This window comes from Hydrogenophaga palleronii (genome assembly GCF_031457455.1).
In the GTDB taxonomy this organism is placed as follows: domain Bacteria; phylum Pseudomonadota; class Gammaproteobacteria; order Burkholderiales; family Burkholderiaceae_C; genus Hydrogenophaga; species Hydrogenophaga palleronii_A.
This window is the reverse complement of sequence record NZ_JAVDWU010000005.1, coordinates 291,992-304,272: the sequence shown is the minus strand read 5'-3', so window position 1 is coordinate 304,272 and position 12,281 is coordinate 291,992. Positions and strand designations below refer to the sequence as shown.

12 protein-coding genes are annotated in these 12,281 nt (G+C 65.7%); 7 read left to right on the top strand and 5 right to left on the bottom strand.

Annotation, left to right across the window (positions count from 1 at the left end):
• Positions 1 to 140: 140 nt before the first annotated feature.
• From J2W49_RS14060 to J2W49_RS14035, 6 genes are all read left to right on the top strand, one after another.
• A complete protein-coding gene (locus J2W49_RS14060; RefSeq protein ID WP_310317119.1) occupies positions 141 to 830 on the top strand; it encodes a response regulator transcription factor in 690 nt (229 codons plus the stop codon).
• Between the two features lie 187 nt (positions 831 to 1,017).
• Positions 1,018 to 3,162 (top strand): sensor histidine kinase, encoded by a 2,145-nt coding sequence (locus J2W49_RS14055; protein ID WP_310317116.1) that lies wholly within the window; start codon positions 1,018 to 1,020, stop codon positions 3,160 to 3,162.
• Between the two features lie 92 nt (positions 3,163 to 3,254).
• Positions 3,255 to 3,689: an FKBP-type peptidyl-prolyl cis-trans isomerase gene (locus tag J2W49_RS14050; RefSeq protein WP_310317114.1), complete on the top strand. Its 435-nt coding sequence runs from the start codon at positions 3,255 to 3,257 to the stop codon at positions 3,687 to 3,689.
• 3 nt (positions 3,690 to 3,692) lie between these two features.
• A complete protein-coding gene (locus J2W49_RS14045) occupies positions 3,693 to 4,169 on the top strand; it encodes a hypothetical protein (protein ID WP_310317110.1) in 477 nt (158 codons plus the stop codon).
• 66 nt (positions 4,170 to 4,235) lie between these two features.
• Entirely contained in the window at positions 4,236 to 4,580 is a 345-nt protein-coding gene (locus tag J2W49_RS14040; RefSeq protein ID WP_310317106.1) for a single-stranded DNA-binding protein, read from the top strand.
• A 424-nt stretch (positions 4,581 to 5,004) separates the two neighbouring features.
• Positions 5,005 to 6,525, top strand: coding sequence for a peroxidase family protein (locus J2W49_RS14035; protein WP_310317105.1), 1,521 nt, complete (start codon positions 5,005 to 5,007; stop codon positions 6,523 to 6,525).
• A gap of 391 nt (positions 6,526 to 6,916) precedes the next feature.
• Here the strand turns inward: J2W49_RS14035 and petA are convergent, their stop codons facing one another.
• The gene (gene petA / locus J2W49_RS14030) at positions 6,917 to 7,528 is read right to left on the bottom strand and encodes a ubiquinol-cytochrome c reductase iron-sulfur subunit (protein WP_310317103.1); all 612 of its coding nucleotides are present in this window, start codon (positions 7,526 to 7,528) and stop codon (positions 6,917 to 6,919) included.
• 337 nt (positions 7,529 to 7,865) lie between these two features.
• Here petA and J2W49_RS14025 point away from each other — a divergent pair, with 337 nt between their 5' ends.
• Positions 7,866 to 9,221 carry a sigma-54 interaction domain-containing protein gene (locus J2W49_RS14025; RefSeq protein ID WP_310317100.1) on the top strand — a complete coding sequence of 452 codons (1,356 nt, stop codon included), beginning with the start codon at positions 7,866 to 7,868 and terminating at the stop codon, positions 9,219 to 9,221.
• 35 nt (positions 9,222 to 9,256) lie between these two features.
• Here the strand turns inward: J2W49_RS14025 and J2W49_RS14020 are convergent, their stop codons facing one another.
• The 4 genes from J2W49_RS14020 to J2W49_RS14005 are packed head-to-tail and all read right to left on the bottom strand — an operon-like array spanning position 9,257 to position 12,220.
• Positions 9,257 to 9,970, bottom strand: a complete 714-nt coding sequence (locus tag J2W49_RS14020; RefSeq protein WP_310317096.1) for a Crp/Fnr family transcriptional regulator — start codon at positions 9,968 to 9,970, stop codon at positions 9,257 to 9,259.
• Between the two features lie 37 nt (positions 9,971 to 10,007).
• Positions 10,008 to 10,835 (bottom strand): TlpA disulfide reductase family protein, encoded by an 828-nt coding sequence (locus tag J2W49_RS14015; protein WP_310317093.1) that lies wholly within the window; start codon positions 10,833 to 10,835, stop codon positions 10,008 to 10,010.
• A 28-nt stretch (positions 10,836 to 10,863) separates the two neighbouring features.
• The gene (locus tag J2W49_RS14010; protein WP_310317090.1) at positions 10,864 to 11,313 is read right to left on the bottom strand and encodes an OsmC family protein; all 450 of its coding nucleotides are present in this window, start codon (positions 11,311 to 11,313) and stop codon (positions 10,864 to 10,866) included.
• Positions 11,314 to 11,344: 31 nt separating this feature from the next.
• Positions 11,345 to 12,220 (bottom strand): MBL fold metallo-hydrolase, encoded by an 876-nt coding sequence (locus J2W49_RS14005; RefSeq protein WP_310317346.1) that lies wholly within the window; start codon positions 12,218 to 12,220, stop codon positions 11,345 to 11,347.
• Positions 12,221 to 12,281 lie beyond the last annotated feature (61 nt).

Below are 12,281 nucleotides of genomic sequence, written 5' to 3'. Positions count from 1 at the left end.
GCCACCCCCAATGGGCAGCACCATGACCGCAATGGTCCGCACATGCCCCGGAAGCCGCCAGGGTGCTCGCGACCGTGTTTCTGCCCGCCCGGGAAGAAAAACTCACAGGGCCACCTCAGCCGCCCCTCGATAATCCGCGCATGGACAAAGTCGCCGTGATTGAAGACGACCGCCCGACCAGCAACCAGCTGTGCGGCTGGATCCGTGCGACCCGTCCGCACATGCAGATCGACCAGTGGTTCGATCGCGACAGCGCCGAAGCCGCGCTGGCCCGGGAGCGCTACGACCTGGTGGTGCTCGACATCGAGCTGGGGCGCGAGCGCCATGCCGGCGTGGCCATCATCAACACCATCAACAAGCTGCACCAGGGCACGCCGGTGCTGGTGGTCTCGGCCATGCCGGCGGCCATCTACCGCAGCATCATGAAAGCGCTTGATGCCTGGGACTACCTGCAGAAGACGACGTTTGAAGAAGCCGAATTCGTCGAAACCTTCCTGGACATCCTGCGCACCGCGCGCCAGCGGCAGGCGGACGCGCCGCCCGTGCCGGCAGACGAACTCTGCCTGGACCCGCTGTGGCAACGCAGCCCCACCTGGCGCGGCCAGCGCATCAACCTGCCCTTGACGGCCCAGCGCATCCTGGCCACGCTGGTGCAGCGCAAGGGCGAGGTGGTGAGCTACGAGGAGTTGTTCGAAGTGGTCAAGAGCGGACGCAACCGCGACAACGTGCGCAAGCACGTGAGCAGCATCCGAGAAGCGTTTCGCGACGTGGACCCGGGTTTTGATGCGGTGGAGAACGTGCCCATGCGCGGCTTTCGTTGGAGTAGATGAATCACCCCCTGCGCCGCTTCGCGTCTTCCCCCTCTCTCGCCTTCGGCGGGAGGGGGACGCACCCTGTGGCCCGGCAAAGCCGGTTCCACGGGAGCTCTGGAATTCGGACACGCGCTCCGGAGAAGTGGTGCCACCCTCTGCGCCGCTGTGCGCCGGGACTGGGTCAATTGCGCGCCGGAGTCGCTGTATGAAGCTCGGGCCCTTGGATGTGCCTGCCCTGCCCCCGCTGGCGCTGCCGCGCCTGCCGCTGGCGGCGTTTCGGCGGCGCCTGGTGTTCCATGGCGCCTTTGTGCTGCTGGCGCTGGCCACGCTGGCGCTGGCCGTGACCCTGCTGACCGAAGAGCGCCAGCGCAGCCGCGACCGTTACGAAGCCGGCTTTCACCAGCGCCTCTCCAGCATCAGCGCGCAACTGCGCCACCCCACCGGTCAACTCGCCCTGATCAACGCGCATGCGCCGGTGCTGGTCAATGGCGACATCACACCGGTGGTGCTGCCGTTTTCAGCGCTGGATTTTGGCGACCCCTTCAAAGCGCGGCAAGCGGTGGAAATGAGCGGCTGCGCCTTGCGCTGGCCCGATGGTCACCAGCTATGTGTGGCGGTGGGCAGCCAGGCCTACGCAGGCGCTTTTCTCTACCTGGTGGCCGATCTGGTGCTGCCGCCCGGCCAGCCCCGCCAACGCGGCCAGACCGACCTGCTGCCCGTGAGCCGGGCGCGGGTCACGCTGACTGTGGATGGCAAGTCGCACGAATGGGTGGCGCCGTTTGAGGCCGGGCGCGGCGTGCCGGTGGATGCGGGGCGGGCCGGGTTGAGGGGCCGCCTCACCGGCTTTGCGGGCGACGGTGCAACGCTGCACCGGCTGGCCCGGCCGGTGCGCGATTTCCGGGGCTGGCTCTGGCAGGACGGTGAATGTGCCGAAGTCACCGACAGCCTGCCCCTCTGCGACCGCCGTTCGCTGGTGTCGATCCGCCTGCCGGTGGAGGCCTGGCGCGACCAGCTGTTTGCCGAAGGCCGGGCACCCTGGCCCCCGGCCAACCTGAACGCCACGCGGGTGCGCCTGCAGTGGCTGCCCGAAGGTGAAACCCCGGTGTTTGACAGCGCGGAGGCCGGCGCGCTCAAGCCTTTTTCGCTGGACGAGTTGACCGGGGCCCTGGCGCCTGGCGAAGTGCTGCGCATAGAGCGTGTGCGCATCGCAGGCAACCTGCCCGTGACCGAACTGGCCGGCTTGGCGCACAACGAAGAAACGGTCGCACCCTGGATCACCCGGCTGATGCAGCGCCTGCCACCGGTGGACGACCGCGCCACCAGCGTGCGGCTCAGCGCGCAAGACACCGTGACCACGCCGGCCGGGCGATACCGGCTCATCCTCACCGGCGACCCCACCAGCGTGGACCGCCATCTGGGCGCCACCGCCACCCGCATGAGCTGGTACGTGGGCGCCATGCTGGTGGCCATTGCGCTGACCTGGCTGCTGATCGAAGTGGGGCTGATGCGGCGCATCACCCTGCTCACTCGCCGTGCCGCCGCGCTGCGCTACAACATGCAAGACCCTCAGGTGGACCGCCGGCTGGGCGAGCTCGATGTGAAAGACCTGGGCGGCAAGGACGAGCTCGGCATTCTGGCCAACACGCTGGCCACGCTGCTGGAACGGGTGAAAGACGGCGTGCGTCGCGAACACATCCGCGCCGAGCAGGAGCGCGACATGTGGCACGCCGTGGGGCACGAGATCATGTCGCCGCTGCAGTCGATGATGGTGCTGCACCCTGATGCACAAGACCCCAGCCACCGCTACGTGCAGCGCATGCAGCAGGCGGTGCGGGTGCTCTATGGCACGGCCTCGCCCAGCGAGGCGTTTTCTGCCGCGCCACTGCAACTGGAAACCCTGGACCTGAACGCGTTTCTGGCGCTGGTGGCGGGCAACGCGCCGCACGCCGGCATTGCCGACGTGAGGTACGACGGCACGGCCACGCCGGTGTGGGTGGGTGCCGACGAACATTCGCTGGAAGACGTGGTCACCCACGTATTGCGCAACGCGGATCGCTACCGCACACCTGACACGCCGGTGAAGATCCAGTTGCGCACCGACGGCGCCATGGCGGTCGTGGCCATCACCAACGAGGGACCGCTGATCGACGTCGCGCTCATCGACCGCATCTTCGAATACGGCGTCTCGGACCCGAACACGCCACAGACCGGCGACCAACGCGGCCAGGGCCTGTACGTGGCCCGCACCTACATGGCCAAGATGGGCGGCACGATACTGGCGATCAACACCGCCGACGGTGTCTGCTTCGAGCTTCGGCTACCCTTGCGGGTTTCGGCATCGGTCGCCTGAACGCCAGATCGGCCGCAGCCCACCGGCCAGCCGTTCTTGAACTTCAGCAGGGCTGCCTGCTCACACACCCTCCATCGCCACTCACCAACCACATGAAACACCACTACACCCTTGCCGCCCTCGTTGCCGCCGCCCTGGCTGCCTTTGCCTTCTCTGCCCAGGCCCAGACCACCACGCCCCTGCCCGCCGACAAGCTGCTGCCCTCCGGCGTGTCCATGAAGTGGACCGCCAGTGGCAATGGCCCCCAGCCCAAGGCCACCGACACGGTGCAGGTGCACTACCGGGGCACGCTGCTCGATGGCACCGAGTTCGACAGCTCCCACAAGCGCGGCCAGCCCGCCAGCTTCCCGCTGAACCGCGTGGTGCCGTGCTGGACACAGGCGGTGCAGGAAATGAAGGTGGGCGATACGGCCGACCTCACCTGCCCACCCGCCACGGCCTATGGCGAGCGCGGCATTCCCGGCGTGATTCCGCCCAACAGCACCTTGAAGTTCCAGGTGCAGCTGCTGGCGGTGCAAAGCCGCTGAACCATGAACCACGACACCCACGAGCCCGTGCGCGAAGACCGCGTGTGGAGCGACGAACACTGGACCGCCCGCGTCATCAAGAACGAAGACGACGACGGCTGGGCCGTGGCCATGTACCTCGACGGCGAGGCCGAGCCCGCCCTGGTGGGGCCCTGGACCATGGGTCGCGACAAGAAGAACCCCAAGCCGCTGGACACCGCCGCCTTCAACACTCTGGTCAAGACGGCCAGGGAGGTGATCCGCCGTTCCGAACAGCAACGCCATGCCGAACTCAACAAGAACGTGAGCGTGCCGGTCGATGGCAAGCGCATCCGGGTGGAGATGGCCATCGTGCCCGACGAGGAAGGCGCCACCGCCACTCTGACCGCCGTGGACGAATTCGAAGAGCTGGTGGCCAGCGTGCCCGTGCCGCCCAACTTCAAACTGACGGTGAGTAGCGCGCAGGCCTGGATCGCTTCTGGGTTTGAGAAGCCGCGTTGATGTACGCCGACACCCACCCTCGGGCGCATGCTCCTCACCCACCTCGTCACCTGAAACGGCACACACATGATTGACGGATTGATTGCAGGTCGTTTGATGGGCGATGCCTCAAGGCGCGTGGACAAGACGGGTCGCTCGTACATCGTGGCCCGGGTGCTGGCGCGCAACAAGGCCGACGAAGAGCACATCGTCAACGTCATCGCCTTTGATGATGCCCCCTGCGCCGCGTTGCTCGCCCTCGGCGATGGCGATGCCATTGCCCTCTCAGGCTCCCTCACCCCCAAGGTCTGGACCGATAAGCAGGGCAACCACCGCCCCAGCCTGGACATGATTGCGGTCCACGTGCTGACGGCCTATCACGTGGGCCACAAGCAGGCGGCGGTGGGTGGTAGCGGATCGGAACCGGCCTGATCAAACCCGAGAGCACGGCCACCCTTTCCGTGCCCTTTCCCAGATGCCTCTCGGCTTCTTCCCCCGATTTTTGGCCGGCGCTCCCACACCTTTTTTGTGTGCGCATGTATCTGGCGGAAATCCGTCCGTAAGCCCACGCCCTGGAGCGCAGCCATGGCGCCGGAGCCAGTCAACCCGTTGTGGCACCGCTGCCTTAGTGATCGACCTTGCGTGATCCCTCAATCGGAGGATTCACGCTGCAAGTCGCAGGCATACCATCGCCGCCGCGGGAAGAAATCGCCACAGCGCGGTCGCCCGACAAAGCGGCGGATGATCGACAGCAGCACTGCATCGGAATCTGGTCGTTGGGAAGCAGCCAGTCGCATAGTGAATCTGCCATTCCATGTCTGAGCGGACCGCGTCCGCGCTTGTCAGGAGTTTCACGATGGACCACAAACCCCACGCCCGCAGCCACGGGTACAGCACCGAGAACGCCAACCCCACCCGAAGCAATCTGCAAAAACCGGGCCGCTTCGGTCTGCTCTTCCCCGAACTTGCCGCCGTGCCATGGACCACCGGCGACCCGGTGAAGGACGATGCGGTCCTTCGGGAGCTGGGCGCGGCCATGCACGTCGCCGAACGCAAGGACGGCCTCATTCCAGCCGGCTTCACCTACTTCGGCCAGTTCGTTGACCACGACATGACCTTCGATCCCACGAGCCTGGGCGAGAACGCCGTGGACGTGGACGACCTCGTCAACTTCCGCACGCCGGCACTCGATCTGGACAGCATGTACGGCTCAGGCCCGCGCGACCAGCCCTATCTCTACCAGCGCAACACCACCACCGCATCGGCGCTGATGCTGGTGGGGCCTGTCCAGAGCGTTCCCACAGCCGCGCCGGGTGGGGGCGATGCCCAGGTGCAGGCCATGGACGGCGAGCTCTACGACCTGCCCCGCATTGCCGACGGCCTCTCAGAAAGGACAGCCGTGCTGGGCGACAAGCGCAACGACGAGAACCTCATCGTCGCGCAGCTTCACCGCACGATGCTTCACTTCCACAACGCGGTCAGCCTGACATTCCCTGAACTCTCTTTTGCCGATGTGCGAAAGGTGGTGACACACCACTACCAGCAGATCGTGCTGCACGAGTACCTGCCGTTGGTGGCAGGGCCCCAGAATGTGCAGAACGCGCTTGATGAGTTGAAGCACTACCTGATCGGCCCGGGCTATCTGGCCCGTTCGCCCTACATGCCGCTGGAGTTCGCAGGCGCCGCCTACCGCTTTGGCCACAGCATGGTCCGTCCCGCCTACAACTTCAACAAGGTGTTCAATTTTGCCGCCGGCCCACAGCTGGCGGACTTCCGGCTGGCGTTCACCTTCACCGGTGATGGCGGCTTTCTAGGAGGCACACGCTACCCCACCAATTGGCTGCTCGACTGGCGGCAAATGTTCGATGGGCTGGGCGCCACGGCGCAAAAGGCTTTCGCCATCGACGCCGCACTCACCGATCGCCTGCGCATCGGCAACAGCGACGACTCACCGTTCCTGGCCCAGCTCAACCTGGTCCGCGGCGCCAAGCACTACAAGCTGCCATCGGGCCAGGCGGTGGCTGCCCGCATGGGCATCGCACCGCTCTCCGTCCAGCAACTGGAAAGCGGCACCGGGGGTGACGTGATCAAGAAGCACGCGCTGGGCCACCAGACGCCGCTGTGGTTCTACATCTTGAAAGAAGCCGAGGTACTTGGCGAGGGCATGCACCTCGGCCCGATCGGGGGCACCATCGTGGCCGAGGTCATCGTCGGGCTCATCAAGGACGATCCGGAAAGCGTGCTCAACGCTGGCACACCGCGCACGCTGCCCAGGGCGGGAAACCACTTCACCATGGCCGACCTCTTCAAGTTTGTGGAAAGCATGAAGGGCCAGGGCAACATCCCTGCTGCGGGCGTGATCAATCCATTGGGTTGAATTGCAAGACGGCTAGGGCCTGTTAACACTATTTTTCCAAGATGCGTTGCGGATCAAAAAGGTCATGCGCAAGGCGCGAAACGCAGCCGGGGTCGCCCCCCCGGCAAGGCTTCGCAACGCGGCGCATGGCCTTTTTGGCCGCAACCCGAAGGGAATGGGTTGAAAACAGCGCCACTCGTCGTTGCACTCCTAGGCCAGACACCCAGTCTGGCCGTCGTCGTGCGCCTAGATTGGCGCTGTTTTCAACCCATTCGCACTTGGAAAAATAGTGTGAACAGGCCCTACTTGTGAGTCGTCTGCACCAGCGCCCCTATGGCAGCGGTCAAGATGAATCGGCTTTCAACGACCAACCGCCAAGGCACCCCCCTGGGCCGCACGACCGGCGTACCGTTCAGGCTTCGTCGCTGCCGATCTGGATGCGCGCAGCGTCGACATACCGGTGCGGCGGGATCTCCAGGTTCGTCGGCGCCGGCTTGCTCTTGAACACCCGCCCGGCGCCGTCGAAAGTGGAGCCATGGCAGGGACAGAAAAAGCCGCCGGGCCAGTCTGCTGGCAGGCTGGGGTTGTTGCCGCCCTGGGGAGCGTTGCTGGGCGAGCAGCCCAAGTGAGTACAGATGCCGATGGTGACAAAAACCTCGGGCTGAATCGCGCGCTCTGGATTGCGGGCGTACGCCGGCTGCTGCGGCTTGTCCGACAGGGGGTCGGCCAGGTCGGCGTCGTGGCCTTGCAGGGCAGCCAGCATCTCGGGCGTGCGCCGCACCACCCACACCGGCTTACCACGCCACTCCACGACCTTCATGTCACCCGGGGCGATGTCGGCGATGTCCACCTCCACCGGCCCACCAGCAGCCCTGGCCCGCTCGCTGGGCGCCAGGCTCGATACGAAGGGCACGGCCGTGGCCACGGCGGCGATGCCGCCCGCTGCGGCGGTGGCCAGCAGCCAGACGCGGCGTTCAGGATCACCGGGTGCCAGGAGCGGTGGATGTTTCAGGCTTGCGTCCATGGTTTGACTCCGTGGGGATCGATGTGGTGGCAGATGCCCTTCACTGATCAAATCCCGTGCCACGGGTGGGCAGTGGAAAAGCCCAAACAAATCAAGCGTCTTTGGCCCACCTGTGAGGTCAACTGCCAGCCTTGGCAGTTGTTCGCTCTGCCAGAGTGGCCGCTTGACTGCCAAACTGGCAGCCTGGTCTGGCAGACAGCCGCCGGATCGACGGCATCAGAGGGAGGAAGAAGAAGGGATAAACATCAGCGTAGACTGATGTACTCGACACACCCGAGCCGGCCAGGCCTGCACACCCGGCACTGAAGAAAGACCTGCTTCCGAAAGACCGATCCCCATGGCCAATGTGTTGCCCGAACTGCTGTCGTACCTGGAGGCCCTGCCGGAGCCGCACATCCTGCTGGACCGTCAGTACAGGATCATTGCCGCCAACGTGGCCTACCGCAGCCAGTTCAGTCCCCGTGCCTCGGTGATCGGGCGCACCTGCTACGAGGTGTCCCACCACTTCAGCGTGCCGTGTGACAAGGCGGGAGAAAGCTGCCCGCTCGGCCGCGCCCGCGAGTCGGGCCAGCGCGAACGGGTATTGCACCTGCACCACACGCCCCAAGGCGAGTCGTACGTGAACATCGAGCTGGTGCCGTTGCGCGATGCCAGCGGCGAACAAGCCTATTTCATCGAGAAGATGGAGCCACTGCGCGTGGCACAGGGTCGGCCCGCCGGGCAAGGGCTGGTGGGGCGATCGGCCGCCTTCCAGCGCATGCTGGAGCTGGTGGCCCGGGTGGGGCCGTCGCAGGCCAGCGTGTTGCTGCTCGGTGAATCGGGGACCGGCAAGGAACTGGTGGCACAGGCGATTCACGATGCGAGCCCACGGGCGGCCCACCCGCTCGTGGTGGTCGACTGCGCGAGTCTGCCGGAGACTCTGTTTGAGAGCGAACTGTTCGGCCATGAGCGCGGCGCCTTCACGGGTGCCAACACCAGCAAGTCCGGGCTGGTGGAGGCCGCCAGCGGCGGCACGCTGTTTCTGGACGAGGTGGGCGACATCCCGCTGGCCATGCAGGTCAAGCTGCTGCGCCTGCTGGAGAGCGGCACCTACCGCCGCGTGGGCAGCACCGAGCTGCGACGAACCGACGTGCGCGTGATCTCGGCCACACACCGCAACCTGAAGGCCTTGGTGGCCGATGGCCGCTTCCGGGAAGACCTGTACTACCGACTCAGCACCTTCCCCATCGCCTTGCCGGCGCTGCGGGAGCGGGCAGACGACATCCCGCTGCTGGCGGCGGCGCTGCTGAACCGCGTGGCCCCCCAGCGGCGACTGAGCCTGTCTGCCGGCACGCTGGATCTGTTGAAACGCTACCCGTTTCCAGGCAATGTGCGCGAACTGCGCAACGTGCTGGAGCGAGCGGCCCTGATGGCCGATGGCAGCAGCATCGACCCCGTGCACGTGGAACGGGCACTGGAAACCGCGGTTGCCGCCTGCCCTTCGGTGGAAGACCAGAGCACACTGGCCACGGGGCCAACGCACACCACACCAGGCCCGGGTTCCTCCTTGCGCAACGTGGCGCGCGCCACCCTGCAGGCCGAACTCAAGGCCCACCAGGGCAGCCGCGCCGAACTGGCGCGCAAGCTCGGTATCAGCGAGCGCTCGCTTTACCGCAGGCTGCGTGAGATTGGTGGAGATTCCGAGCCCACTTGATGCGTTGATCGCGGCAGACGCCTCCGGGGTCGGGATCAGTGTCCCGTCGACGGCTGCAGCATGGCTTCGTCCACGATGCGATAGAGGCGCCCTTGTTTGTCGATGGGCTGGATGGCACCTGCCTTCACCAGGGCAGAGACCTCCCGGCTCACCGTTTCGAGCTTCAGGTCCATCATCGCCCCCATGTCTTCGCGCGAGAAGAGCGTGAAGATCCCCGGGTCGGTGGCGTGGCGCATTTTCAGGATGAACTGGCACACCCGCTGGTGCGCCGTGCCGAAGTTGATGGAAGCCAGCCAGTCGTCGGCCTCGCGCAGCGTCTTCTGCCATTTGTGGAGCAGGCCGGCGTGCATGCGCGACGACTGCTGGCTCAGCCGGTGCACCACATCGGTGGGAATGCGGCACAGCGTGGCGCTGGTGAGTGCGGAGGCTTCGCTGTCGTAGCGGCCCGTGGCCAGCGCCTCCAGGCCGACCACATCACCCGGGCGCAGCAAGCGGAGGATGCGCCGCCGACCGTCGCCCGTGACGCGCGAGAGTTTCAGCATGCCGGAGCGCAGCGTGAAGATGCCGGTGGCCTCCTCGCCTTCGACAAAGAGGGTCTGACCCGCCCGGTAAGCCAGGTCGTCGATCGGCGCATGAATGCGAGCGAAGTCTTCTTCGTTGAGGCTGGAGAACAGCGCCAGGTCACGCATGGCGCAAGATCGGCAATCGGAGGTGCCGCGCCAGGCGGACTGTGTCTGGATGGGGATCATGTCGGGTACGAGTGGGTGCGCGGGAAGGAGGCAGCGGTCATCGAGAGGGGCGATGCCGGCGCAAGCGACTCTCGAGCGCGGCCGCGTTGAGAATGCCGAAGTGCGCGTCCACCTGCCTGCCTTGGGCGTCGTAGAAAAGCGTGACGGGAATGCCGCGCGAACCGATGGCTTCACCGAGCTTCGATCCGCTGTCCAGCAGCACTTCGCGCAATGGCAGTCCTTCCTTGCGCAGGTAGGTTTGCACGGCAGCTTGCGTTTCGCCCTGATTGACGAAGAGAAAGCCCACGGCCGCCTCACGCTGTTGCGCGGCGGCCAGCATCGGCATCTCCACGCGGCAAGGAGCGCACCAGGTGGCCCAGAGGTTGACGACCAAGGGCCGCCCTTGTGCTGCCTGCGAAAGGGTGATGGCCTTGCCTCCCTCCAGTTCGGCCAACTCAACAGCCGGGATGGACGGCGAGCCAGCCAGACCCACCGCGGTGGATGCGAGCCACCAGACGCTCACGCCGGCCAGGCTGCTCACCAGCCAGGTTTTTTTCAACCTGGGCCAGCGCAGGCTGCGCCATGCCAACCAGGCCAAACCAGCAACCAGTCCCGCAGGTGCATACCAGCCGCCGTCACGCACGTCCAGCGCCGACAAGGGTGACGCGAGGTAGGCATCGGCATGGATGAACAGGTAGGCCAGGCGCGCTGCAAGCAAGCCGAACAGCGCGGCGTGGAACACCGTGTTGCCAGCCACCTCGCCCTGAGCCGCGTCTTCGCCCTTGCGCGCCAGGCGAGCAGCGAGAAAGGATGTGCCCCAGACGGCGCCCAATAGCACCAAGGGTGCCACCGGCAGAGCGATCGGGCCTAAGGAGAGGGACAACATGGGTCAGTGGACTCCGCTGTGGGGCTTGTCAGCTCTGGTCACGCAACGTGACCCCCTCGGCATCGATCACGGCGACCCTCACCGGGATGGCCTGCCGGACGCTCTGGGTGACGGTGCAGAATTCTTCGAACTGCGCCAGAGCCCGGTCCAGATGTTCCAGCGCGCTCGCGGCCACGCCCAGGTGGATGGTGGCATGGAGACCAAGAATCCGCAGCCGGCCTTCCGGATTGCGCCCCACCTCGGCCTGCACCTCGGCACGCAAGGGCTCGGGCGCCTGCTTGAACTTGCGCAAGGCAAACAGCAGCGAATCGCTCAGGCAGTTGCCCACCGAGGCACACAGCAGCTGGGCGGGCGAAGGCCCCTCCCCTTTGCCCAGGGGCGCGGGTTCGTCGGCGACCAATGCAGGGATGTCGTCGCCGAAACGGATCTCGAAGCGGTAGTCGGCTTGCTGCTGGAGTGAAACGGAAACGGTGGTCATGGTGCTGCCCGGGATGAATTCAGGTGGTGGATCAGAGTGCGTTCAGAGGAATCTTCAGGTAGGCCACGCCGTTGTCTTCCTTGGGCGGCATCGCACCCGCACGGATGTTGATCTGCACGGCCGGCAGGATCAGCGTGGGCATGTCCAGGGTGGCATCGCGTCGGGTGCGCAGGGCCACGAAGTCGTCCAGGCTCACGCCGTCGTGCACGTGGATGTTTTTCGCGCGCTGCTCGGCCACGGTGGTTTCAAACGCCACCGGGCGGTCGTCGGGCGGATAGTCGTGGCACATGAACAGCCGGGTGTCAGGCGGCAGGCTCAGCAGCTTGCGAATGGAGGCGTAGAGCACGCGGGCATCGCCGCCGGGGAAGTCACAACGCGCGGTGCCCACATCGGGCATGAACAAGGTGTCGCCAACGAACACCGCATCGCCAAAACGGTAAGCCACGCAAGCGGGCGTGTGCCCCGGCACGCACATCACTTCGCCTTGCAGCGCACCCAACGAAACGGTCTCACCTTCCTTGAAGAGATGGTCAAACTGCGAGCCATCGGGCCTGAACCCGGGCTCCAGGTTGAAGAGGCCCTTGAACACCTTTTGCACCTGGGTGATGTGGCCCCCTATGCCGATCTTGCCGCCCAGCTGGGCGCGCAGGTAGGGCGCGGCGGTGAGGTGGTCGGCATGGGCGTGGGTTTCCAGAATCCACTGCACCCGCAGGCCGTTGGCCTTCACATAGTCGATCACCTTGTCGGCCGAGGTGTGCTGTGTGCGCCCGGACTTGGGGTCGTAGTCGAGCACCGAATCGATGATGGCGCAGTCGGTTCCAGGGCCGGCGTGGACCACGTAGGTCACGGTCCAGGTGGCGGGTTCGAACATGCCATGCACCTGGGGTTGGGTGATCTTGATCGGCATTGCGCTCATTGAATCCTCCGTTGACACGTTCAACAATAATATATTGACAAACAATATATAT

Bases quoted from the DNA above. Each gene is read 5' to 3' on its own strand.
- J2W49_RS14060 (WP_310317119.1), top strand. From the start codon at position 141: ATGGACAAAGTCGCCGTGATTGAAGACGACCGCCCGACCAGCAACCAG.
- J2W49_RS14055 (WP_310317116.1), top strand. From the start codon at position 1,018: ATGAAGCTCGGGCCCTTGGATGTGCCTGCCCTGCCCCCGCTGGCGCTG.
- J2W49_RS14050 (WP_310317114.1), top strand. From the start codon at position 3,255: ATGAAACACCACTACACCCTTGCCGCCCTCGTTGCCGCCGCCCTGGCT.
- J2W49_RS14045 (WP_310317110.1), top strand. From the start codon at position 3,693: ATGAACCACGACACCCACGAGCCCGTGCGCGAAGACCGCGTGTGGAGC.
- J2W49_RS14040 (WP_310317106.1), top strand. From the start codon at position 4,236: ATGATTGACGGATTGATTGCAGGTCGTTTGATGGGCGATGCCTCAAGG.
- J2W49_RS14035 (WP_310317105.1), top strand. From the start codon at position 5,005: ATGGACCACAAACCCCACGCCCGCAGCCACGGGTACAGCACCGAGAAC.
- petA (WP_310317103.1), bottom strand. From the start codon at position 7,528: ATGGACGCAAGCCTGAAACATCCACCGCTCCTGGCACCCGGTGATCCT.
- J2W49_RS14025 (WP_310317100.1), top strand. From the start codon at position 7,866: ATGGCCAATGTGTTGCCCGAACTGCTGTCGTACCTGGAGGCCCTGCCG.
- J2W49_RS14020 (WP_310317096.1), bottom strand. From the start codon at position 9,970: ATGATCCCCATCCAGACACAGTCCGCCTGGCGCGGCACCTCCGATTGC.
- J2W49_RS14015 (WP_310317093.1), bottom strand. From the start codon at position 10,835: ATGTTGTCCCTCTCCTTAGGCCCGATCGCTCTGCCGGTGGCACCCTTG.
- J2W49_RS14010 (WP_310317090.1), bottom strand. From the start codon at position 11,313: ATGACCACCGTTTCCGTTTCACTCCAGCAGCAAGCCGACTACCGCTTC.
- J2W49_RS14005 (WP_310317346.1), bottom strand. From the start codon at position 12,220: ATGCCGATCAAGATCACCCAACCCCAGGTGCATGGCATGTTCGAACCC.